The 22,216-nt window shown below is 65.8% G+C and carries 21 protein-coding genes and 1 riboswitch; of the genes, 8 read left to right on the top strand and 13 right to left on the bottom strand.

From position 1 onward, the window contains the following. Window positions 1-18: 18 nt before the first annotated feature. Complete coding sequence (locus ISX93_RS08955) at window positions 19-264, bottom strand: DUF2789 domain-containing protein (protein ID WP_195778384.1); 246 nt, start codon at window positions 262-264, stop codon at window positions 19-21. A 179-nt stretch (window positions 265-443) separates the two neighbouring features. Between ISX93_RS08955 and radA the strand changes: the two genes are divergently transcribed. Continuing rightward, window positions 444-1,808 carry a DNA repair protein RadA gene (gene radA, locus ISX93_RS08950; RefSeq protein ID WP_195778383.1) on the top strand — a complete coding sequence of 455 codons (1,365 nt, stop codon included), beginning with the start codon at window positions 444-446 and terminating at the stop codon, window positions 1,806-1,808. 39 nt (window positions 1,809-1,847) lie between these two features. Here the strand turns inward: radA and ISX93_RS08945 are convergent, their stop codons facing one another. The 9 genes from ISX93_RS08945 to ISX93_RS08905 all read right to left on the bottom strand — a co-directional run bounded on the left by ISX93_RS08945 (window position 1,848) and on the right by ISX93_RS08905 (window position 10,553). After that, window positions 1,848-2,222 carry a PilZ domain-containing protein gene (locus ISX93_RS08945; protein WP_195778382.1) on the bottom strand — a complete coding sequence of 125 codons (375 nt, stop codon included), beginning with the start codon at window positions 2,220-2,222 and terminating at the stop codon, window positions 1,848-1,850. Between the two features lie 124 nt (window positions 2,223-2,346). After that, on the bottom strand, window positions 2,347-4,596 hold the full coding sequence (gene parC, locus ISX93_RS08940; protein ID WP_195778381.1) for a DNA topoisomerase IV subunit A: 2,250 nt from the start codon (window positions 4,594-4,596) through the stop codon (window positions 2,347-2,349). Window positions 4,597-4,600: 4 nt separating this feature from the next. Continuing rightward, window positions 4,601-5,101 carry a retropepsin-like aspartic protease family protein gene (locus tag ISX93_RS08935; protein WP_195778615.1) on the bottom strand — a complete coding sequence of 167 codons (501 nt, stop codon included), beginning with the start codon at window positions 5,099-5,101 and terminating at the stop codon, window positions 4,601-4,603. A gap of 38 nt (window positions 5,102-5,139) precedes the next feature. After that, on the bottom strand, window positions 5,140-7,035 hold the full coding sequence (parE, locus tag ISX93_RS08930; RefSeq protein WP_195778380.1) for a DNA topoisomerase IV subunit B: 1,896 nt from the start codon (window positions 7,033-7,035) through the stop codon (window positions 5,140-5,142). A gap of 149 nt (window positions 7,036-7,184) precedes the next feature. Continuing rightward, window positions 7,185-7,787, bottom strand: a complete 603-nt coding sequence (locus ISX93_RS08925; RefSeq protein WP_195778379.1) for a YqiA/YcfP family alpha/beta fold hydrolase — start codon at window positions 7,785-7,787, stop codon at window positions 7,185-7,187. A 61-nt stretch (window positions 7,788-7,848) separates the two neighbouring features. After that, the gene (gene cpdA, locus ISX93_RS08920) at window positions 7,849-8,661 is read right to left on the bottom strand and encodes a 3',5'-cyclic-AMP phosphodiesterase (protein ID WP_229732126.1); all 813 of its coding nucleotides are present in this window, start codon (window positions 8,659-8,661) and stop codon (window positions 7,849-7,851) included. Window positions 8,662-8,813: 152 nt separating this feature from the next. Then, on the bottom strand, window positions 8,814-9,266 hold the full coding sequence (locus ISX93_RS08915) for a DUF1249 domain-containing protein (protein WP_195778378.1): 453 nt from the start codon (window positions 9,264-9,266) through the stop codon (window positions 8,814-8,816). Next, entirely contained in the window at window positions 9,257-9,868 is a 612-nt protein-coding gene (nudF, locus tag ISX93_RS08910) for an ADP-ribose diphosphatase (protein WP_229732124.1), read from the bottom strand. Before nudF ends, ISX93_RS08915 begins: the two co-directional genes overlap by 10 nt. A 109-nt stretch (window positions 9,869-9,977) precedes the next feature. Next, entirely contained in the window at window positions 9,978-10,553 is a 576-nt protein-coding gene (locus ISX93_RS08905; protein ID WP_195778377.1) for a TetR/AcrR family transcriptional regulator, read from the bottom strand. A 90-nt stretch (window positions 10,554-10,643) separates the two neighbouring features. Here ISX93_RS08905 and ISX93_RS08900 point away from each other — a divergent pair, with 90 nt between their 5' ends. Together ISX93_RS08900 and ISX93_RS08895 are read left to right on the top strand one after the other, a co-directional pair. Then, window positions 10,644-11,384 carry an SDR family oxidoreductase gene (locus ISX93_RS08900; protein ID WP_195778376.1) on the top strand — a complete coding sequence of 247 codons (741 nt, stop codon included), beginning with the start codon at window positions 10,644-10,646 and terminating at the stop codon, window positions 11,382-11,384. Window positions 11,385-11,436: 52 nt separating this feature from the next. Continuing rightward, complete coding sequence (locus ISX93_RS08895; protein WP_195778375.1) at window positions 11,437-12,033, top strand: 2-hydroxychromene-2-carboxylate isomerase; 597 nt, start codon at window positions 11,437-11,439, stop codon at window positions 12,031-12,033. A 139-nt stretch (window positions 12,034-12,172) separates the two neighbouring features. Here the strand turns inward: ISX93_RS08895 and cytX are convergent, their stop codons facing one another. Further along, on the bottom strand, window positions 12,173-13,447 hold the full coding sequence (gene cytX / locus ISX93_RS08890; RefSeq protein ID WP_308705311.1) for a putative hydroxymethylpyrimidine transporter CytX: 1,275 nt from the start codon (window positions 13,445-13,447) through the stop codon (window positions 12,173-12,175). A gap of 65 nt (window positions 13,448-13,512) precedes the next feature. Beyond that, window positions 13,513-15,420, bottom strand: a complete 1,908-nt coding sequence (gene thiC / locus ISX93_RS08885) for a phosphomethylpyrimidine synthase ThiC (RefSeq protein WP_195778373.1) — start codon at window positions 15,418-15,420, stop codon at window positions 13,513-13,515. Window positions 15,421-15,532: 112 nt separating this feature from the next. Beyond that, window positions 15,533-15,638: riboswitch (TPP riboswitch) on the bottom strand. Window positions 15,639-15,855: 217 nt separating this feature from the next. Here thiC and ISX93_RS08880 point away from each other — a divergent pair. Beyond that, complete coding sequence (locus ISX93_RS08880) at window positions 15,856-17,304, top strand: TolC family outer membrane protein (protein WP_195778372.1); 1,449 nt, start codon at window positions 15,856-15,858, stop codon at window positions 17,302-17,304. A 227-nt stretch (window positions 17,305-17,531) separates the two neighbouring features. Here ISX93_RS08880 and waaA read toward each other — a convergent pair whose 3' ends face one another. Next, on the bottom strand, window positions 17,532-18,803 hold the full coding sequence (gene waaA, locus ISX93_RS08875; RefSeq protein WP_195778371.1) for a lipid IV(A) 3-deoxy-D-manno-octulosonic acid transferase: 1,272 nt from the start codon (window positions 18,801-18,803) through the stop codon (window positions 17,532-17,534). A 114-nt stretch (window positions 18,804-18,917) separates the two neighbouring features. Between waaA and ISX93_RS08870 the strand changes: the two genes are divergently transcribed. The 4 genes from ISX93_RS08870 to ISX93_RS08855 all read left to right on the top strand — a co-directional run bounded on the left by ISX93_RS08870 (window position 18,918) and on the right by ISX93_RS08855 (window position 22,215). Continuing rightward, the gene (locus ISX93_RS08870) at window positions 18,918-19,250 is read left to right on the top strand and encodes a DMT family transporter (RefSeq protein WP_195778370.1); all 333 of its coding nucleotides are present in this window, start codon (window positions 18,918-18,920) and stop codon (window positions 19,248-19,250) included. A gap of 84 nt (window positions 19,251-19,334) precedes the next feature. After that, window positions 19,335-20,510, top strand: coding sequence for an NAD(P)/FAD-dependent oxidoreductase (locus ISX93_RS08865; RefSeq protein ID WP_195778369.1), 1,176 nt, complete (start codon window positions 19,335-19,337; stop codon window positions 20,508-20,510). Next, entirely contained in the window at window positions 20,507-21,313 is an 807-nt protein-coding gene (locus ISX93_RS08860; RefSeq protein ID WP_195778368.1) for an aldo/keto reductase, read from the top strand. The genes ISX93_RS08865 and ISX93_RS08860 overlap by 4 nt, the downstream gene beginning before the upstream one ends. A gap of 26 nt (window positions 21,314-21,339) precedes the next feature. Beyond that, window positions 21,340-22,215 carry a metal ABC transporter ATPase gene (locus ISX93_RS08855; RefSeq protein ID WP_195778367.1) on the top strand — a complete coding sequence of 292 codons (876 nt, stop codon included), beginning with the start codon at window positions 21,340-21,342 and terminating at the stop codon, window positions 22,213-22,215. The last annotated feature ends 1 nt before the right edge of the window (window position 22,216 follow it).

The raw sequence follows: 22,216 nt of genomic DNA, 5'->3' as shown, positions 1-22,216 counted from the left end.
AGCCGGTCACTGCCAGGCTCAGCCCGCCGCCGGCTCGCGCAGGGCCAGACTCAACGCATCGACCACTTCGGCCCAGTCGGCATCCTCGCTGATCGCCTCGCGCAGCAGACTGGCCTGGGCCGGGGTCCAGAACGGCGCAGCGGCCAGCTCCAGGTGCTCGGCGAGCGGGCTGTTGGCCTTGAGAAAAGCGCGGATAGCCGCGTCGTCGCTGGGCAGGCCGAGCTGCTCGAACAACTGGTGGAAGGGGTGGGCCGGCGAGTGCATGGGAGACCTCCTCAGCGAACGCTGTATGGCTGCTGCAAGCAACGCAGGGCAGTCTTGCAGGGCATTGGTCTGATTCAGGATAGTCGACCCGGGGTCTTTGCACAGCCGCTGCGCAGTTCGCTCGTGAGGGTTTGCCGGCGGGCCTGTATGATCGCTATTTTTCCGTCCAGGAGCGACCGATGGCCAAGGCCAAGCGCATGTATGGCTGTACCGAATGCGGCGCCACCTTTCCCAAATGGGCGGGCCAGTGCGGCGATTGCGGGGCCTGGAACACCCTCAGCGAAACCCTGATCGAAGCGCACACGGCCGCGCCCAGCGGGCGGGCCGGCTGGGCCGGGGAGCAAGCGCAACTGAAGACCCTGGCCGAGGTCAGTGTCGAGGAAGTGCCGCGCTTTTCGACCTCCTCCAGCGAGCTTGATCGCGTACTCGGCGGCGGCCTGGTGGACGGTTCGGTAGTGCTGATCGGCGGCGACCCGGGCATCGGCAAGTCGACCATCCTGCTGCAGACCCTGTGTAATATCGCCCAGCGCCTGCCGGCACTCTACGTGACCGGCGAGGAATCCCAGCAGCAAGTAGCGATGCGCGCGCGGCGCCTGGACTTGCCACAGGACCAGCTGAAGGTGATGACCGAGACCTGCATCGAGGTGATCATCGACACCGCCAGGCGCGAGCGGCCCAAGGTGATGGTGATCGACTCGATCCAGACCATCTTTACCGAACAACTGCAGTCCGCCCCCGGCGGCGTGGCCCAGGTCCGCGAGAGTGCGGCACTGCTGGTGCGCTACGCCAAGCAGAGTGGCACGGCGATCTTCCTGGTCGGCCATGTGACCAAGGAAGGCGCGCTGGCCGGGCCGCGGGTGCTGGAGCACATGGTCGATACCGTGCTGTATTTCGAGGGCGAGTCCGACGGCCGCTTGCGTTTGCTCAGAGCAGTGAAGAACCGCTTCGGCGCGATCAACGAACTGGGCGTGTTCGGCATGACCGACAAGGGCCTCAAGGAAGTCACCAACCCCTCCGCGATCTTCCTCACCCGCGCCCAGGAGGAAGTTCCCGGCAGCGTGGTGATGGCCACCTGGGAAGGCACCCGGCCGATGCTGGTGGAAGTGCAGGCGCTGGTCGACACCAGCCACATGGGCAACCCGCGGCGGGTCACCCTGGGCCTCGACCAGAACCGCCTGGCCATGCTGCTGGCCGTGCTGCACCGGCATGGCGGTATTCCGACCTACGATCAGGACGTGTTTCTCAACGTGGTCGGCGGGGTCAAGGTGCTGGAAACCGCCTCCGACCTGGCGCTGCTGGCGGCGGTGATCTCCAGCCTGCGCAACAAACCGCTGCCACACGACCTGCTGGTGTTTGGCGAGGTCGGCCTGTCCGGCGAGATCCGCCCGGTGCCGAGTGGCCAGGAACGACTCAAGGAAGCGGCCAAACATGGCTTCAAGCGTGCCATCGTGCCCAAGGGCAATGCGCCGAAGGAGGCCCCTGCCGGCTTGCAGGTGATCGCCGTTACGCGCCTTGAGCAGGCCCTCGATGCGCTGTTTGAATGAGTACCGCCACCCCGAAGCAACCCCGGCGCTGGCCGGGCTTCAGCTTTCCTGCCCGAAGATCGACAGTTCGCGCTCCAGCAGGCGCTCATCGCCGAGGTTGAGTTCGACCAGCCGGCGCAGATGCATCATCGAATCCAGGTCGATGTGCCGGCAAACGAAGCCGAGCTGGTCTTCCTGCTGGCGTGCCAGCTGCACCTCCATCTGGATATGCGCGTCTTCACTCAACTCGATATCGGCAATGAACGGTTGTTCCGGGTCGCCATCCCAGCCCGGCGGGCATTCCACCAGCAGGCCCTTGAATGACATGTCGTACAGCTCGACGGGCCAGCTGCGTTCACCCTGGAACAGGTGGATGCGGGCATCGAAGTCGATGCGCCGAAAGCGCCGGCGTTCTTCACTGGCTGAGTCACTCATGGCAAAACTCCTGAAATAGTCCCACTCCGGCAAGGGCCGGCATCGGCAAAGCGCTGCTTCAGTGTAGTGGCAGATCCCGACAAATTCGTCGGCGCGAAGCAACCGCCGGTGTTCCGCACTGGCGTCACTCCACCAGCAGGCCATCCACCCGCTGGAAGCCCCTCGGCAGCTTGTTGCCACGCCGCCCGCGCTCACCCTTGTAGTGTTCCAGGTCGTCGGCCTTGAGCGACAGGGTACGCTTGCCGGCCTGTAGCACCAGGGTTGCGCCACCCGGCAGCACGGCCAGGCCGGTCAGGTATTCCTCGCGGCTGGCCACCCGTTCACCGGGAATGCCGATGATCTTGTTGCCCTTGCCCTTGCCCAGTTGCGGCAGGTCGCGGATCGGGAACACCAGCAGGCGACCTTCAGTGGTCACCGCCGCCAGCCAGTCCTCTTCACGGTTGCCGAGCAGCCTGGGCGGTACCACCAGGGCACCGGCCGGCAGGCTGAGCAGGGCCTTGCCGGCCTTGTTCTTGGCCTGCAGGTCCTCACCCTTGACCACGAAGCCATAGCCGGCATCCGAGGCGATCACGTAGAGGGCCTCGTCATCCGGCAGCAACAGGCACTCGAACGTAGCGCCCGGCGGCGGCATCAACCGGCCGGTCAGCGGCTCGCCCTGGCCACGCGCCGAGGGCAGCGAATGAGCGGGCAGCGAGTAGCTCCTGCCGGTCGAGTCGATGAATACCGCGTACTGGTTGGAGCGCCCCGGTGCAGCGGCCTTGAAGCCGTCACCGGCCTTGTAGGAAAGCCCCGTCGCGTCGATGTCATGGCCCTTGGCGCAGCGCACCCAGCCCTTTTCCGAGAGCACCACGGTGACCGGTTCGGTCGGCAGCAGCTCGTTTTCCGACAAGGCCTTGGCCTCGGCGCGGGAAACGATCGGTGAACGCCGATCGTCACCGTACTTCTCGGCATCGGCGAGGATTTCCGCACGCACCAGCTTCTTCAATTTGGCTTCGCTGCCGAGCAGGGCCAGCAGCTTGTCGCGCTCCTTGGCCAGCTCGTCCTGCTCGCCACGGATCTTCATCTCTTCCAGGCGCGCCAGCTGGCGCAGGCGGGTGTCGAGGATATAGTCGGCTTGCAGTTCGCTCAGGCCGAAGCGGGCCATCAGCACCGGCTTGGGCGAGTCTTCCGTGCGGATGATGTGGATGACTTCGTCGAGGTTGAGGAAGGCGACCAGCAGGCCTTCCAGCAGGTGCAGGCGCTTCTCGACCTTGTCCAGGCGGAACTGCAGGCGCCGGCGCACGGTGCCGACGCGGTACACCAGCCACTCGCTCAGCAGGGTACGCAGGTCCTTGACCGACGGCTTGCCATCCAGGCCGATGACGTTGGTGTTGACCCGGTAGCTGGATTCGAGCTCGGTGGTGGCGAACAGGTGGGTCATCAGCTCGTCGGCATCCACCCGGTTGGAGCGCGGGATGATGACGATGCGGCAGGGGTGCTCGTGATCGGACTCGTCGCGCAGGTCGGCGACCATCGGCAGCTTCTTCGCCTGCATCTGCGCGGCAATCTGCTCCAGCACCTTGGCCCCGGAGACCTGGTGCGGCAGCGCAGTGACCACGATGTCGCCGTCCTCGACGCGGTACACGGCGCGCATGCGCACCGAGCCGCGGCCGCTTTCGTAGATCTTCAGCAAGTCGGCGCGCGGGGTGATGACTTCCGCCTCGGTGGGGAAATCCGGCCCCTGGATGTGCTCGCAGAGCTGCTCGACCGTGGCGCCCGGCTCGTCGAGCAGGCGAATGCAGGCGCTGGCGACTTCGCGCAGGTTGTGCGGCGGCACGTCGGTGGCCATGCCCACGGCGATCCCGGTGGTGCCATTGAGCAACAGGTTGGGCAGCCGCGCCGGCAGCGTCGCCGGCTCATCGAGGGTGCCGTCGAAGTTCGGCACCCAGTCCACCGTGCCCTGACCCAGTTCAGTCAAGAGTACTTCCGAATAGCGCGACAGCCGCGCCTCGGTGTAGCGCATGGCGGCGAAGGACTTCGGATCGTCCGGTGCACCCCAGTTGCCCTGGCCGTCGACCAGGGTGTAGCGGTAGCTGAACGGCTGGGCCATCAGCACCATGGCCTCGTAGCAGGCCGAGTCGCCGTGCGGGTGGAACTTGCCGAGCACGTCGCCGACGGTGCGCGCCGACTTCTTGTGCTTGGAGTCGGCATCCAGGCCCAGCTCGCTCATGGCGTAGACGATGCGCCGCTGCACCGGCTTCAAGCCATCGCCGATGTGCGGCAGGGCGCGGTCCATGATCACGTACATCGAATAGTTGAGATAAGCCTGTTCGGTGAAGTCGGCCAGCGAGCGCCGCTCCACCCCATCCATGCTCAAATCCAGAGACTCACTCATAAGGTCATTCCACTTCTTCAGGTAACGCAGCGTTCTGGCGCAGCACCAGGCTGCCGTCACGCTGGGTAAATTCGAGTTGTTTCAGTGCGCTCATGCCCAGCAGCACCTGGCCGCCCGGCATCTTCGGCACGATGATCGCGGCCACCTGCTGCAGGCGGATATCCCCCAGCTGCAGGCTTTGTATGCTGGTGCGCCAGCCGGTGGCGCTGCCATTGGCGGTGTGCACCCGGATCGGCGCGCCCTTCTGCAGGCCGAGTGTCTCGGCCACTTCCAGCGGTATCGCCACCTGAGTCGCACCGGTATCCAGCAGGAAGGTCACGCCGCTGCCGTTGATCTGCCCGTCGAGCAGGTAGTGGCCGCCCTTGCCGCTGGCCAGCTGCACCTCGATGAAGCCTTCGCCATGCCGCGACTGCGGCGCCTGGTTGGGATTGCGCCGGCCATCCTCCCAGTTGCCGAACAGCCAGGCCGCCAGCAGCAGCGCCACCAGCCAGGCAATGATCAGCATCACCCGGCCGGCACGCTGGCCGGGCAAGGGTTCATCGATCAAGCCAGCACCTCGGCCAGGTTGCCCTTGTCTTCCAGCCAGGACTTGCGGTCGCCGGCGCGTTTCTTCGCCAGCAGCATGTCCATGATTTCTTCGGTGGCGCTGAAATCCTCCAGGGTCAGCTGCACCAGCCGGCGGGTATTCGGGTCCATGGTGGTTTCGCGCAGCTGCGGCGGGTTCATCTCGCCGAGGCCCTTGAAACGGGTGACTTGCGGCTTGCCGCGGCGCTTCTCGGCCACCAGCCGGTCGAGGATGCCGTCACGCTCGGCTTCGTCGAGGGCGTAGAAGATTTCCTTGCCGAGGTCGATGCGGTACAGCGGCGGCATCGCCACATACACGTGGCCGGCGTCCACCAGCGGGCGGAAGTGCCGCACGAACAATGCACAGAGCAAGGTGGCGATATGCAGGCCGTCGGAGTCGGCGTCGGCGAGGATGCAGATCTTGCCGTAGCGCAGCTGGCTCAGGTCGCTGGAGCCCGGATCCAGACCGACGGCCACGGCGATGTTGTGCACTTCCTGGCTGGCCAGCACTTCGCCGCCGTCGACTTCCCAGGTGTTGAGGATCTTGCCGCGCAGCGGCAGGATCGCCTGGAATTCCTTGTCGCGCGCCTGCTTGGCCGAACCACCGGCGGAATCCCCCTCGACCAGGAACAGTTCGGCGCGCATCGGCTCCTGCCCCGCGCAGTCGGCCAGCTTGCCCGGCAGTGCCGGGCCCTGGGTGATCCGCTTGCGTTCGACCTTCTTGCCAGCCTTTAGACGGCGCCCGGCATTGCTGATGGCCAGTTCGGCCAGCTGCAGGCCGAGCTCCGGGTTGGCGTTCAGCCACAGGCTGAAGGCGTCCTTGACCACCCCGGAAACAAAGGCGGCGGCCTCGCGGGAGGACAGGCGCTCCTTGGTCTGCCCGGAGAACTGCGCCTCCTGCATCTTCATCGACAGCACAAAGGCTATCCGCTCCCAGATGTCCTCCGGCGCCAGCTTGACCCCGCGCGGCAACAGGCTGCGGAACTCGCAGAACTCGCGCATGGCATCCAGCAGGCCCTGACGCAGGCCGTTGACGTGGGTGCCGCCCTGCGCGGTGGGAATCAGGTTGACGTAGCTTTCCTGCACCGCCTCGCCACCTTCGGGCAACCACAGCAGGGCCCAGTCCACCGCCTCCTTGTTGCCCTTGAGGCTGCCGCAGAACGGTTCGTCGGGCAGCCGCGGATACTCGCTGACCGCATCGATCAGGTAGGAGCGCAAGCCGTCCTCGTAATGCCATTCGACCTGCTCGCCGCTGTTCTTGTCGGTGAAGCTGACCGTCAGCCCCGGGCAGAGCACGGCCTTGGCCTTGAGCACATGCTTCAGCCGGCTGAGGGAAAACTTCGGCGAATCGAAATACTTGCCGTCCGGCCAGAAACGCACGCTGGTGCCGGTGTTGCGCTTGCCCACCGTGCCGATCACTTCCAGGTCGCTGGCCTTGAAGCCATTGGCGAAGGTCATGCGGTATTCGTTGCCGTCGCGCTTGACGCGCACCTCGACCTGGGTCGACAGCGCATTCACCACGGAAATGCCGACCCCGTGCAGGCCACCGGAAAACTCGTAGTTCTTGTTGGAGAACTTGCCCCCGGCATGCAGCTTGGTGAGGATCAGCTCGACCCCGGAAACGCCCTCCTCGGGGTGGATGTCGACCGGCATGCCGCGACCGTCATCCAGCACTTCCAGCGAAGCATCCTCGTGCAGGATGACCTGGATCGAGCGGGCGTGGCCGGCCAGCGCTTCGTCGACGCTGTTGTCGATGACTTCCTGGGCCAGGTGATTGGGCCGCGTGGTATCGGTGTACATGCCGGGGCGCTTGCGCACCGGGTCAAGCCCGGAAAGTACCTCGATGGCATCGGCGTTATAGGAACTGCTGCTCATCTCAACGCACTCCTGCGCGCTGGCGGCCAGCGAGGCCCTGCGAGACTGATTTCAACAAACCGGTGTCCTCCCTGTGGCCAACCAGCCGGCTGGCGTGACGAATGTATTGAACCTGCTGCAGCGACTCGCGGGACGGGCCCGGCACTGCCTCAGTGTGAAAAATCGGTATCCCGCCAGAGGCTGTGCTCCAGCCCGGCGAAGGCAAACAACGCCGGCAGCCGCTCCGCGAAGCCGGCAAAGCCGTGATCGCCACCGGCCTGGATGCGCAGGGCGCAGGCCCGGTAGTAGTGCTCGGCTTCACGGTAATCCAGCGTCTGGTCGGCCGTCTGCAGCCACACCTGGCAACGCTGCGGATCCTGCGGGGCGGGCACTTCCAGCGCGGCCAGCGCCTGCAGGTGCTCTTCGGTCGGCAGCCAGCGCTCACCGGTGTAGTAATTGGTCTGCCACTCATGACAGCCATCGAAACACAGATGCGGGCGCACCGACGGGTTGATCAGCAGCGCTTTCAGGCCATGCCGGTGGGCGAGGAAGGTCGCATAGTAGCCACCCAGCGAACTGCCGACCAGCACTGGTTGGCCGGCCCCGGCAATGATGGCTTCGAGCTGCTCGACAGCCAGCCGCGGCTGATGGTGCAAGGCTGGCAGGTAAAGCCGCTCGGCGATCCCCATGCGGTGCATGGCATGCAGCAATTGCTGGGCTTTGGTGGAAGCAGGCGAACTGTTCAAGCCGTGGATATAAAGTATTTTTATCATGGCACCGGAGGCTACAAGCTATCGGGTGCAGCCGGCAAGCGCAGTCATGCGCAGCGCCGGTTCAGTAGCCCTTGATGGTGTAATCGATCTCGAAATCGATGTCCCGGACGCGTGACACACCGGTTTCCAGCTGCCCGTCGGCAAACAGGCGCAACCAGCGATACCCGGGGGCTTCGTGATCTACCTGAAACTCCTCGCTGCCCGGGGCGAACTGCACGCAGGTAGATGGCGACGCCAGCAGGCGCACGCCATTGCGCTGCTGGTCGATCTCCTGATGGATGTGCCCCCAGAGCAGCGCGCGCACCTGCGGGTAGCGGTCGAGCACGGCAAACAGGGCGGCCGGATTGCGCACGCCGATGGGTTCCAGCCAGCGACAACCGACAGCCACCGGGTGGTGGTGAAAACTGACCAGCACATGCCGCGTACCGGCGTCGGCCAGCGCCTGCTCGAGCAAGGCCAGCTGCTGCGCGGAGAAATGCCCGGGGACTGCGCCGGGAATGCTGGAGTCGAGCAGGATGATGCGCCAGCCGCCCAGATCGACCACCGGATCCAGCTCGGGCGAGCCGGCACAGACCTGGCGCATCGTCGGCAGATCATCGTGATTGCCGGCAACCCAGCGCTGTGGCGCCCGGATCTGCGCGGCCATCTGGCGAAAGCGCTGATACGCCTGCTCGCTGCCATCCTGGGAGATGTCGCCGCTGGCCAGCAGCAGGTCGACCTGCGGCTGCTCGTCCAGCACTCGCTGAATCACCTGCTGCAGGCTGTCGCGGGTTTCCATGCCCAGCAGGCGTCCGTCTGCGTCAGCAAACAGGTGGCTGTCGGATAATTGGACCAGCAGCACCGAATCGGCCGCAGGGGCGGTTCTGCTCGGCAAGCGCCATCTCCTGAAAGGGATCGGGCGAATTATGGTGGCTGGCGCCAGCGCAGGTAAACCCGCGAAGCGGGAAAACCTCACAGATTAAAAACATCGGCAAGAATTAATTGGCGCCGCGAGCCTTCCCGCCAACGGAATGACGCCAACAGTTGTCAAAAATGTGATTCAAGCTCATGGCCGCAAGCCAGGCAGTGGCTCAACCACTCGCCGAGGAACACGTTGAGCTGGGTCTTTTCATCCGGCTGGTGCATGGCTGCATTCGGGTAGGGATAGTGGCTGAGCAAACGCCGGGTGTTGTCCGCCACCACCACCTCGGCCATCCGCGCATCGTGGTAGACCCGCACCTCCAGGCGCGGCAATGGCAACCAGGGCAATTGCTGCTCCTGCTGCACGTGCAGCGTGGTGGTATAGGGGCTGACCTCGAGTACTTCCAGCCTGAGCACGCCGAGCAGATGCTCGCCGCGACTGACTGCCACGCGTCGCGAAACCTGCCCGGCGCGCATCTCCGGCAACAGCCGCATGAGGCGCACATAGTTGCGCTCGCAGGTACTTTGCAGGCCGGCCAGATCGACCCGGTAGCGCTCGCGCAGCAGCGTCATTGCCACAGCCCCCTGACCTCGGCCCGGTTCAGCGCCAGCCATTGCAGGGCAATGATGCTCGCGGCATTGTCGATGCGGCCATCGCGGACGGCCTGCAAGGCATCCTCGAGCGACCATACATGCACGCGAATGTCCTCGCCCTCCTCCGCCAGCCCATGAATGCCGCCAGCGCCGGCACTGTCGCAGCGTCCGACGAACAGGTGCACGCGCTCGTCCGAGCCGCCCGGCGAAGGATAATAGGCGGTGATCGGCCACAGCGCACCCAGGCTCAGGCCGGCCTCCTCGAGCGCTTCACGCCGGGCCACTTCTTCGGGTTGCTCGTCCTTGTCGATCAGCCCGGCCACCAGTTCCAGCAGCCAGGGATTAGGGCTTTTGTCGAGGGCGCCAACGCGGAACTGCTCGATCAGTACCACCACATCCCGCTGCGGATCATAGGGCAGCACGCAGACCGCATCATGCCGCACAAACAGCTCGCGACTGAGGCGCGGGCCCATGCTGCCGTCAAACTGGCGATGCCGCAGGTGCAGTCGATCGAGCCGGTAGAAGCCGCGGAAACACGGCTCACGCTCGATCACCTCGACATCCTGCTGCGACATCTGCCCGGTCATGACGGCACCCCTGAACAGCGCAGGCCGCTCGACCCGCGCATGAATTATTCTGTCTGCGTGACCCTATCAGACCTGGTGCCGCCCTGCACAGCCTCAACGCGGCGCATTGCTACACGGCAGCCACGGGTGGCTCCGCCAGCAGATCGCCGAGCAGCTCCCGGCTGGCCTGCAGCACCTGCTCCTGCCGCTGCGGCGTGGCCAGCATGCGCGCCAGCAGCAGGGCGCCGACGCACTGGGCCAGGATCGCCCAGGCCAGCGCATCGTCTTCCAGGACTTTCGCCCAGGCCTGTTGCAGCTGCAGCAGCCAGTGCTCGGCCTGTTCGCGAACGGCAATGTCCGCCCGGGCAATTTCGGCACCCAGCGTCGGAATGGCGCAGCCGCTGTCCGGCTGGCGGACATGCGCCATGCTCAGATACAGGTCGAGGCAGCGCTGCAGCTTGTCGCGCCCGCCCTCGGCCTTCTCCCCCAGCCGTTCGAGGCTGTGGCTCAGCTCGCGCTCGACGATCGCGGCGAACAGTGCATTCTTCGAGGCGAAGTGGCTGTAAAACGCGCCGCCGGTCAGGCCGATGGCCTGCATCAGGCCATCCACGCCGGCGTTGGCGAAGCCCCCCTGCTTGGCGATTGCACCACTGCTGCGCAGCAGTTTTTCGCGCGTCTGCGCCTTGTGCTCGGCCGAATAGCGCATGGCTTCACCCTCTTTTGATTTGTCGCTTGACCATATGCTGATCGTAGCATAACGTTCGTTCACCTAACGATCGTTTATTAAAGGTGCTCCATGACTTCACAAGCCAATGAAAAGAAAGTGGTACTGGTGGTGGGTGCCGGCGATGCCACCGGCGGCGCGATTGCCAAACGCTTCGCCCGCGAGGGCTACATCGCCTGCGTGACCCGGCGCAGCGCGGACAAGCTGCAGCCGCTGGTCGAGGAGATCTGCGCAGCCGGCGGCGAAGCCCACGGCTTTGCCTCCGACGCGCGCAAGGAAGACGAAGTAGCCGCACTGGTCGAGCAGATCGAAAGCACGATCGGCCCGATCGAGGCGTTCGTCTTCAATATCGGCGCCAACGTCCCCTGCAGCATCCTTGAGGAAACCGCGCGCAAGTACTTCAAGATCTGGGAAATGGCCTGCTTCGCCGGCTTTCTCACCAGCCAGGCCGTGGCGCGGCGCATGGTCAAACGCGGGCGTGGCTCCATCCTGTTTACCGGCGCCACCGCCGGCCTGCGTGGCGCCGCCAACTTCGCCGCCTTCGCCGGGGCCAAGCACGGCATCCGCGCCCTGGCGCAGAGCATGGCGCGCGAACTCGGCCCGCTGAATATCCATGTCGCCCACGTGGTGGTGGATGGCGCCATCGACACCGCCTTCATCCGCGACGGCTTCCCCGAACGCTATGCGCTGAAGGACCAGGACGGCATCCTCAACCCGCAGCACATCGCCGACAATTACTGGTTCCTGCACAGCCAGCCACGCGACGCCTGGAGCTTCGAACTGGACCTGCGCCCGTGGCGCGAGCACTGGTAAGCCAACGCCCTCGCCCTGTCAGCTATAGGCCTCAGCAGAAAAGGAAACCTTCATGAGCAAATCCGTCGAGTTCTATTTCGATTTCGGTAGCCCGACCACCTACCTGGCCTGGACCCAGCTGCCGGGCATCTGCGCCGCAACCGGTGCCACGTTGATATATCGCCCCATGCTGCTCGGCGGGGTGTTCCAGGCCACCGGCAATGCCTCACCTGTAACCATCCCCAGCAAGGGCCGCTTCATGCTGCAGGATCTGCAGCGCTACGCGAAACACTACAAGGTGCCCATGCAGTTCAATCCGCACTTCCCGATCAATACGCTGACCCTGATGCGCGGCGCCACCGCCGTGCAAATGCACCTGCCGGAGCGGTTCGAAGCCTTCATCGCGCTGATCTTCAATGCCCTGTGGGTGGATGGCCTCAATCTGGGCGACCCTGAGGTGCTGGGCAAACTTCTGAGCAGCGCTGGTTTCGATGCAGCGGCACTGTTACGCATGGCAAACGCGCCGGAGGTGAAGGAAGCACTGAAGACCACCACCGAAACAGCGGTGAAACGCGGCGTATTTGGCGCACCGAGCATGTTCGTCGGTGATGAACTGTTCTTTGGCCAGGACCGCCTGAATTTCGTCAGGCAAGCCCTGCAGAGCAAGTAGCCTGCAGCACAGGGTGGGCGTAGGGTGGGCTTCAGCCCACCAAACCAGGCAGCGCCAAATGGTGGGCTGAAGCCCACCCTACGGTCCCCCTGCGCTCACCCAAAAGACCGGCAACGACCCACAAGTCCAGCGCCTGCCATCACCCCCTCTGCCGGCCCAGCGCGCCGAAAACGCCCTGCAACACGGCGGCAACCACCAGCGCCGGCAGGGTGGCGCCGAGGTCCGCGGCGAAATTCGCCAGCAGGTGATACACCGCCACGCCACAGCCCCAGGCCAGCAAGGTGTCCCAGCGCAGCGCGACGCGCGGCGCCAGCTCGGCACGCCGGCGGCGCAGGATGAAGTGATCGACCAGCACTACGCCGAACAGCGGCGCGAACACCGAGCCGATCAGCAGCAGGAAGCCCTCGTACTCGCTGAGCGGTGCCAGCCAGGCGATCAGCGTGCACAGCGCACCGATGGCCAGGGCCAGGTGCTCGACCTTGAGCGACAGCAGGGTGCTGCCGGTCACCGCCGCCGAGTGGATATCGGCAAAGGCCTTCTCCGACTCGTCGAGCAGGATCAGCAGCAGCGGAATACCCAGGCCGGCGCCGGCCAGCGCCAGCAGCAGGCTGTTGGCTTCATCCGGGCTGGCGAACGCCAGGGTGTAGGCCACGCCCAGCCCCATCAGCCACACACAGCCGAGCAGGAAGCCCAGCGCCGAACCGACGAAGACACTGCCGGCACGCTGGCCGAAGCGCGAGTAGTCGGCGATCAGCGGCAGCCAGGACAACGGCATGGCGATGGCCAGGTCGAAGCCCAGGGCGAACGACATCGAGCCATCGCCGCGGGTCGCCAGCAGTGCAGTCAGGTCGGCGCGACTGAACAGGTTCCAGCTTAGCCAGGCGCAGGCGCCGAGCAGCAGCCAGATACCCCAGCGGCGCAGCACGCGCCGCACGAAGGCCAGCGGCCCGGCCACCGCCAGCAGGGTGGCCAGGGCGCCGAACACCAGGGTCCACAGGCCCGGGTTGCTCCAGCCGCTGGCCGCGCCGAAGGCCTTGCCGGCCAGCAGGCTGGCGGCATCGCGCATGACCATGATTTCGAAGGCGCCCCAGCCGACCAGCTGCAGCAGGTTGAGCAGCGCCGGCAAGGCGGCGCCGTGATGCCCCAGGCTGAGCCGGAGTGCGGCCATCGAGGCCAGGCCGGTGTCGCTGCCGATCACCCCGACCGCGCCGAGCAACAGCGCGCCCACCGCCACGCCAAGCAGGATCGCCAGCAACGCGCTGGCAAAGCCCAGGCCCGGCGCCAGCAGCGCACCAGCCTGCAATACCATCAGCCCCATGCCCAGCGAGAACCACAGGGCGAGCAGGTCACGGGCACCGAATACGCGCTGGGTCAGCGGCACGGCAAGGCTGGGAGAGTAATCGGGTTTGTTCACGGGCATGGCCTCAGAGAAATAGAAAAGCCCTTCCGCGCAATGAAGGGCTGGAGTCAGCGCAGGTTTTATACCTGCTTGTAGATCACCGCGCCCTCCTCCCTGAAGCGCTCGGCTTGCTCCTTGAAGCCGGCCTCGACGGCCTTGCTCTCATCGCTCAAGCCTTTGTCCCTGGCATAGTCGCGCACTTCCTGGGTGATCTTCATCGAGCAGAACTTCGGCCCGCACATGGAGCAGAAGTGCGCGACCTTGCCCGAGTCCTTGGGCAGGGTCTCGTCGTGATAGCTGCGCGCGGTATCCGGGTCCAGGCCGAGGTTGAACTGGTCATTCCAGCGAAACTCGAAGCGCGCCTTGCTCAGGGCATTGTCGCGGATCTGCGCGCCCGGATGGCCTTTGGCCAGGTCGGCGGCATGCGCGGCGATCTTGTAGGTGATGATGCCGGTCTTCACGTCATCCTTGTTCGGCAAGCCCAGGTGCTCCTTGGGCGTGACGTAGCAGAGCATGGCGCAGCCGAACCAGCCGATCATCGCCGCGCCGATGCCACTGGTGATGTGGTCGTAGCCCGGCGCGATGTCGGTGGTCAGCGGGCCGAGGGTGTAGAACGGTGCCTCGTCGCAGCACGCCAGCTGCTTGTCCATGTTCTCCTTGATCAGCTGCATCGGCACGTGCCCGGGGCCTTCGATCATGGTCTGCACATCGTGCTGCCAGGCGATTTTGGTCAGCTCACCGAGGGTTTCCAGTTCGCCGAACTGGGCGGCGTCGTTGGCGTCGGCAATCGAGCCCGGACGCAGGCCGTCGCCCAGCGAGAAGCTGACGTCGTAGGCCTTCATGATCTGGCAGATTTCCTCGAAGTTCGTATAGAGGAAGTTCTCCTTGTGGTGCGCCAGGCACCACTTGGCCATGATCGAGCCGCCACGGGAAACGATGCCGGTGACGCGCTTGGCGGTCAGCGGCACATAGCGCAGCAGTACACCGGCATGGATGGTGAAGTAGTCCACACCCTGCTCGGCCTGCTCGATCAGGGTGTCGCGGAACAGCTCCCAGGTCAGGTCTTCAGCCACGCCGTTGACCTTCTCCAGCGCCTGATAGATCGGCACGGTGCCGATTGGTACCGGAGAGTTGCGGATGATCCACTCGCGGGTCTCGTGGATGTGCTTGCCGGTGGACAGGTCCATCACCGTGTCCGAACCCCAGCGGATACCCCAGGTCAGCTTGGCCACTTCCTCCTCGATGGAGGAACCCAGCGCCGAGTTGCCGATATTGCCGTTGATCTTCACCAGGAAGTTGCGGCCGATGATCATCGGCTCCAGCTCGGTGTGGTTGATGTTGGCCGGAATGATGGCGCGGCCGCGGGCGATTTCCTCGCGAACGAATTCGGCAGTGATCTCTTTCGGGATGCTGGCGCCGAAACTTTGCCCCGCATGCTGGGCCTCCAGTAAGCCGGTGGCGCGGGCTTCCTGCAGCTTCATGTTTTCACGGATGGCCACGTATTCCATCTCTGCGGTAATGATGCCTTTGCGCGCGTAATGCATCTGGCTGACATTGGCTCCGGCCTTGGCCCGGCGCGGGTTGCGCACATGGGCGAAACGCATGGCGGTCAGCTCGGCGTCGTGCAGGCGGCGCTGACCGAACTCGGAGCTCAGCCCCGGCAGCTTCTCGGTGTCGCCACGATCGTCGATCCAAGCACTGCGCACATCGGCCAGACCCTGGCGCACGTCGATCTGCACGGCCGGATCGGTGTAGGGGCCGGAAGTGTCGTACACGGTGACCGGCGCGTTGATCTCGCCAAGCCCATTTCCAGAAAAGCCGGTCGGCGTCACGTCCAGGCTGATCTCGCGCATCGGCACGCGGATATCCGGGCGCGAACCCTGCACATAGATTTTCTGCGAGCGCGGAAACGGTTGTACGGATTGCTGGTCAACCCGCGCGCTCTCGCTGAGGTGCTTGGGGCTGAGATTGTTTTCGTGTGCACTCATCGGATGACTCTCCATCATTGCGGCCAGGGCAAGAATTGTCGGAGTCAACCTGAGGGCGGGGGGGGGGGGCGCCGGAGCCGGCGCGAGAGGTCTCGGTACTGCTGCGTCGCAAAAACCGAGAAATCTTGTTCCCTACGCAGGCGTTAACCTGATCAGGTTCAACGGGATCCGAAACATTTCGATCTCAGCCTCGACACAAGGCACCCCGACAAGAACCTGCACAGTCTAATCAAGCACAGCGGCTTAAGCCATGCCGGTGGACACCGGCAGGCCATTATCTGTAAAAACAGACAAATCCAGGCCGGCAGCCGATGATTGTTGCGCTCAGGCAACATAGCTTGTTGCAAACCAGTCACCCATCCTTGGCCGCCCGGCTTGACCCCCGCAGCCGGCGCCCGTAGCCTTGCGCATAACCTCGAATATCAGGAATTCCGCATGTTGCGCAGACTTTCACTGGCCATGGCCATTGCCTCCATTGTTTCCACGCCAAGCTGGGCAGAACCAACACCGGCCGCCCAAACCAGCCTGATGGGTGTTTACAAGGCCGCGGTGAAAAACAACTCCGACCTCGCTGCAGCCGGCGCCGAACTGGCCGCCCGCCAGGAGTCGGTACCGCAAGCCATGTCGGCCTTGCTGCCGCAACTCAATGGCGCGCTGATCAACCAGAACAACCGCACCAGCCTCGACCAGCCGGCACTCACCCTCGAGCGCAGCGGCAACAGCTACCAGGCCAACCTCAGCCAGCCACTGTTCAACGCGGCCGCGTGGTTCCAGCTCAAGGCTGCCAACGCCACCAGCGAACAGGCTGCCGTGGAGTTTTCCGCCGTCCAGCAGAACCTGATCCTGCAAACTGCCGAAGCCTATTACAACGTGCTGGAGCGGCAGGACAACCTGGCCGCCAGCAAGGCCGAGGAGGCTGCGTTCAAGCGCCAGCTCGACCAGGCCACCGAGCGCTTTGACGTGGGGCTGTCCGACAAGACCGACGTGCTCGAGGCGCAAGCCAGCCATGACACGGCGAAGGCCAACCGGTTGCTCTCCGAACGCTTCGTCGAAGATGCCTTCCAGGCACTCACCACCCTGACCAACCAGACCTATCCGGGTATCTCCGGCCTGATGCACACGCTGCCAATCCTGCCGCCAGCCCCCCTCGATGCGCAGGCCTGGGTCGACACCTCGACCCGCCAGAACCTGCAACTGCAAGCCAGCAATTTCGCCCTCGAAGCCGCCCAGCAGAGCCTCAACAAGAGCAAGTCCGGCCACGCACCAACGGTCAACGCCGTGGCCAGCTATGCCAAGGGCGACAATGACAGCCTGGGCTTTGTGAATTCCGGCATGTCGCCCCTCACCACCATTGCCCCCTATGGCAGCGATGCCGAGCAAAGCTCGATCGGCGTGCAACTGAACGTGCCGCTCTACAGCGGCGGGCTGACCAGTTCGCAGGTTCGTCAGTCCTATGACGTCCTGCAACAGACCGAATTCCAGCAGGAAAGCCTGCGCCGCCAGGTGGTGCAGAATGCCCGCGACCTGTTCCGCGCGGTCAACAGCAACGTCGAACAGGTCGGCGCACGCAAGCAGACCATCGTTTCCAACAAGAGCGCCCTGGAAGCCACCCAGATCGGCTATGAAGTCGGTACCCGCGACATCGTCGACGTGCTCGATGCCCAGCGCCAGCTGTTCGCCTCGGTGCGCAACTACAACACCGCGCGCTACGCCTACATCCTCTCCAACCTGCGCCTGAAGCTGACCGCCGGCACGCTCAGCCCGTCCGACCTGCAGGAACTGGACAAGTACCTCAGCGCGACCTACGACCCGGACAAGGACTTCCTGCCGCCAGACGTGGACAAGGACGCCAAACTGCAGCTGCAGGCCGATCCAGGGATCTGAGCCTTGCCCATAAAAAACGCCGGCGCTGCCGGCGTTTTTTATTGCTATGTCGCGGTTACCTGTTGGGCACAGAACGCAGGCTGGGCGTAGGGTGGGCGTAGGGTGGGTTAGGCCAGAGGCCGTAACCCACCAACCGGCCGCAAGGCCGGCCACGGTGATGCCGTTGGCAGCGATGGTGGGTTACGCCGCTGCGCGGCTAACCCACCCTACAAACGCACGTTCAACGGCTAACGCGGACAGAGCCTGGCCAGCCCATCCAGCAGGCGCTGCAAGGCGCCCTGGTTGCGCTGCAGCACCTCCCGGCCGGCATCGCGCATCTGCTGCGCCACTGCCGGCTGCTGCCAGACCCGCGCCACCGCGCCCGCCAGCTCCCCGGCGTCGCGCACTTCCAGCAGCGCGCCAGCCGCACGCAACTGCGCGGCAATCTCGAGAAAGTTGAACAGGTGCGGCCCCGCCAGCACCGGCAGTCCCAGCGCCGCCGGTTCCAGCAGGTTGTGCCCGCCATTCGGCACCAGGCTGCCGCCGACAAAGGCGCTATCGGCCAGCGCATAGAGGAACAGCAGCTCGCCCATGGTGTCGCCGAGCAGCACCTGGGTATCGGCGTCTGGCGCCTCGCCGCGGGAGCGCCGGCGCGTGGCAAAACCTTCGCGCTGGCACAGCTCGAGGACGCCGTTGAAGCGCTCCGGGTGGCGCGGCACCAGGATCAGCAGGGCATCCGCCTGCTGCGCCAGCAACTGCCGGTGGGCGGCCAGGACGATTTCATCCTCGCCGGCGTGGGTGCTGGCGGCGATCCACAGCGGCCGTTGCGCGGCACCCCACTGCTGGCGCAGCGCCGCCGCCCGCTGCGGCAGTTCCGCCGCAATACTCAGGTCGTACTTGATCGAGCCGGTCACCTGCACGCAGTCGGCGCGCGCGCCGAGGCTGCGAAAGCGCTGTGCTTCGGCCTCGGTCTGCACCGCAATCAGGCTCAGCTCAGCCAGCATCGGCGCGGTCAGTTTGGCAAAGCGCGCATAGCCTCGCGCCGACCGCTCAGACAGCCGCGCATTCGCCAGCGCCAGCGGAATGCTCCGCAGCGCGCACTGGTGCACGTGATTGGGCCACAGCTCGGTTTCCATGATGATCGCCAGGCGCGGCTGCAGCCGGCGCAGAAAACGCCGGGCCGCCCACGGCAGGTCGTAGGGCAGATAGCAGTGCTGCACGCTGTCGCCGAACAGCGCGCGGATGCGCTCGGAGCCGGTCGCGGTCATGCAGGTGACGGTGACCGGCAGGTCCGGGTAGCGCGCCTGCAGCTGGCGTACCAGCGGCGCGGCGGCAATGCTTTCGCCCACCGACACCGCATGCACCCAGATGCCGCCGGGGCGCAGTGGTGGCAAGCCGCAGGCGAAACGCTCGGCGATCCGCCGCGCATACGCCGGCGCGCGCCAGGCACGCCAGAGCAGGCGCAGGACGATCAGCGGCAGGGCCAGGTGCAACAGCAGGCTGTAGAGAAATCTGTTCATGGGCCGCAAGCTTAACAGGCGCCGCAACAACGGCCTACGCCGCCACCAGCCTCGCGGCAGCCGTCAACTGCCTGCTACCATGCCCGCCCTGTGCAACCCGCAACGGAGCAGTCAATGCCCGGCTACCTCTACCTGACCATCGCCATCGTCCTCGAAGTCATCGCCACCAGTTCGATGAAGGCCCTCGACGGCTTCAACAAGCCGCTGCCCCTGTTGCTGGTGGTGGTCGGCTATCCGGTGTCGCTGTTCCTGCTCAGCCTGGTGGTGAAAACCGTGCCGGTGGGAGTCGCCTATGCCATCTGGTCGGGCATGGGCATTGTCCTGGTGAGCATTGCCGCGGTCGTGCTGTACCAGCAGAAGCTCGACCTGCCAGCGCTGATCGGCATGGGCATGATCGTTGGCGGCGTCACCGTCATGCAGCTGTTCTCCAGCACCACCGTGCACTGAGCACGCCATCGGCGCAGCGATCAAGCCGCGCAGTGCGGTTATACTGCCGGCCTGTCAGTTCCAAGTAAGGCGGCGCACGGCATCATGCCCCAGACCCATTCCACCGATATCCTCATCGTCGGCGGCGGCATCGCCGGCCTCTGGCTGAATGCGCGCCTGCGCCGGCTGGGCTACAGCACCCTGCTGGTCGAGCGCGACAGCCTCGGTGGCGGGCAGAGCGTGAAGTCGCAGGGGATCATCCATGGCGGCGCCAAGTACGCCCTGCACGGCGCCCTCACCGGCGCCTCCGAGGCGATCGCCGACATGCCCCGGCGCTGGCGCGAAGCGCTGGCTGGCAGCGGTGAACTGGACCTCTGCGGCGTGCGCATCCTCTCCGAATCGCACTATCTATGGTCGCCGGGCACCCTCGCCGGCAACCTCACCAGCTTCTTCGCCAGCAAGGCCGTGCGCGGCCGCGTCGACCAGGTCAAGGGCAGCGACCTGCCGCCCGCGCTGCAGCACCCGAAGTTCAAGGGCAAGGTCTACCGGCTCGCCGAGCTGGTGCTGGATGTGCCCAGCCTGATCGCCCGGCTGGCCGAGCTGGCCGGCGACAGCCTGGTCGCGGCCAGCCTCATCGAGCCGCTGCGGGACAACGGCGAACTGTGCGGACTGCTGATCGACGGCATGCCGGTACGTGCCCAACGCATCGTGCTCAGCGCCGGCGCCGGCACTGCCGAGCTACTGGCTTCGCTCGGCGTCAATCAGCCAGCCCAGCAACTGCGCCCGCTGCACATGGTGCTGGCCAAGGGGCCGGCACTGAAGCCGCTGTACGCGCACTGCCTGGGCGGTGGCCCGAAGCCGCGCGTCACCGTGACTACCCATCCGGCCGCCGACGGCCAGTGGGTCTGGTACCTCGGCGGCGACCTGGCCGAAGCCGACGGTGTCGCCCGCGACGCAGCCAGTCAGATCAAGGCCGCACAACAGGAAATGGCCGAACTGCTGCCCTGGGTAGACCAAGCGCAAACCCGCTGGGCCACCCTGCGCGTCGACCGCGCCGAGCCGGCGCAATCCGGGCTGGTGCGGCCGGACAATGCCTTCCTCGCCGACCAGGGCCGCTTGCTGGTCGGCTGGCCGACCAAGCTGGCACTCGCCCCGGATCTCAGCGAGCGCGTCTGCGCGGCGCTGCAGCGCGACGGCATCCGCCCCGGCCAGCACCCGGCCGCTCCGCCGCTGCCCAGGCCACCACTGGCGCGGCCGGCTTGGGAAGAGCTGCTGCCATGAGCCTGCACGACCTGCACCGCCCGCTCGGCGCCAGCGGCCTGCGGGTTTCTCCGCTGGGCCTGGGCACCGTCAAGCTGGGCCGCGACCAGGGGGTCAAATACCCCGGCAGTTTCCGCATTCCCGATGACCGCGAGGCGCGTGCCCTGCTGCAACAGGCCCGCGAGCTGGGCATCAACCTGATCGACACCGCCCCCGCCTACGGCAACAGCGAGGAACGCCTCGGTCCGCTGCTGCGCGGCCAGCGCCAGGACTGGGTGATCGTCAGCAAGGTCGGCGAAGAGTTCGACAACGGCCAGTCGCGCTTCGACTTCTCGCCGGCGCATGCGCGCTTCTCGCTGGAGCGCAGCCTGCGCCGCCTGCACACCGAGCACATTGACCTGCTGCTGGTGCACTCCGACGGGCATGACGTGGAGATCCTGCGCAACAGCGGCATCTACGAGACCCTCGCGGCGCTCAAGCAGGAAGGCAAGATCGGCGGCTACGGGCTGTCCGGCAAAACCGTCGCCGGCGGGCTGCTGGCGCTGGAACAGGGCGACTGCGCGATGGTCACCTACAACCTCGTCGAGCAGACGGAAAAACCCGTGCTGGATTACGCCGCCGCCCACGGCAAGGCGATCCTGATCAAGAAGGCCCTGGCCAGCGGCCATGCCTGCCTGGCCGAGGGTGGCGACCCGTTGCGCGCCAGCTTCGAACTGATCTTCGGCCACCCCGGCACCAGCAGCGCGATCATCGGCACCATCAACCCGCAGCATCTGGCGCACAATGTGGCGACCGCCGCCGCCGTGATCCGCGCGCGCGGCTGAGCACCCACTACCGAGGAACTGCGCGCATGCCCAGAACCCTGGCCCGCAAGGACCCCGCCGCCTTCAAGACCCTGCCGCTGCGGGTCGAGGCGCGTGCCGGCAGGCTGAGCTACCAGGGCCACGGACTACCCCTGAACTTCGCGCAGATGCTCGAGCGCCGCTGCCCGCTGGAAGTGGCCGATGCCCGCCAGTTCAGCGTGCAGCTGGCCAACCTTGGCGTCTCGGTGCGCCTGACCCTGCACTGGCGCGGCCGCGACCACTGGGTGCTGGTACGCCAGCGTCGGCCGGATCGCGGCGACACCGTGCTCAAGCTGATTTCCGGCTACGTGCCGGCCCACGAACTCAACCTGCCCCTGCTCACCGCCCTGCAGGAAGTCGCCGAGGAATGCCTGGTCGAGACGTCGCAGGGCTGGCTGGACGGCCGCTTCGCCGAGACCTGGCTGCCGACCCCCTACCGTGGCCACCTGCATCACCGCGACGACTGTCACTACCGGGTGGTACCGCTGTCTGGCGCCGCGCATGCGGTGCATGCCGGCAGCCTGCCGCTGCTCGAGCGCCCGCGGGCCTATGTGCACCTGCCCACCGCGTCCCTGCAGCTGGTCTACGACATGCGCCTGGAGCTGCCGGGCAAGGCCCACCTGCCGAGCCTGTATCACGTCGACGAGCAGCTGGAGAATGGCCAGTTGCTGGCCCGCCTGGATCGCCGCCGCGGCGACCTGTTCCTGCTGCCGCTGCAGCAGGATCACCCCGGGGGCGAGCTGTTCCGCCTGGCCAAGGGTCAGCTGCAAGCGGTCTCCTGCCGCGGCCTGTGGCTGTCGGAAAGCTTTGCCGAGCAGGACGGCTGGTTGGTCCGCGCGCAACGCATCGCCTGGAAGGACTGGCTCGCCCGCCAGCGCGGCTGAC

The organism is Pseudomonas sp. N040 (assembly GCF_015637705.1).
GTDB lineage: Bacteria > Pseudomonadota > Gammaproteobacteria > Pseudomonadales > Pseudomonadaceae > Aquipseudomonas.
This window is presented reverse-complemented; position numbering and strand designations above follow the sequence as displayed.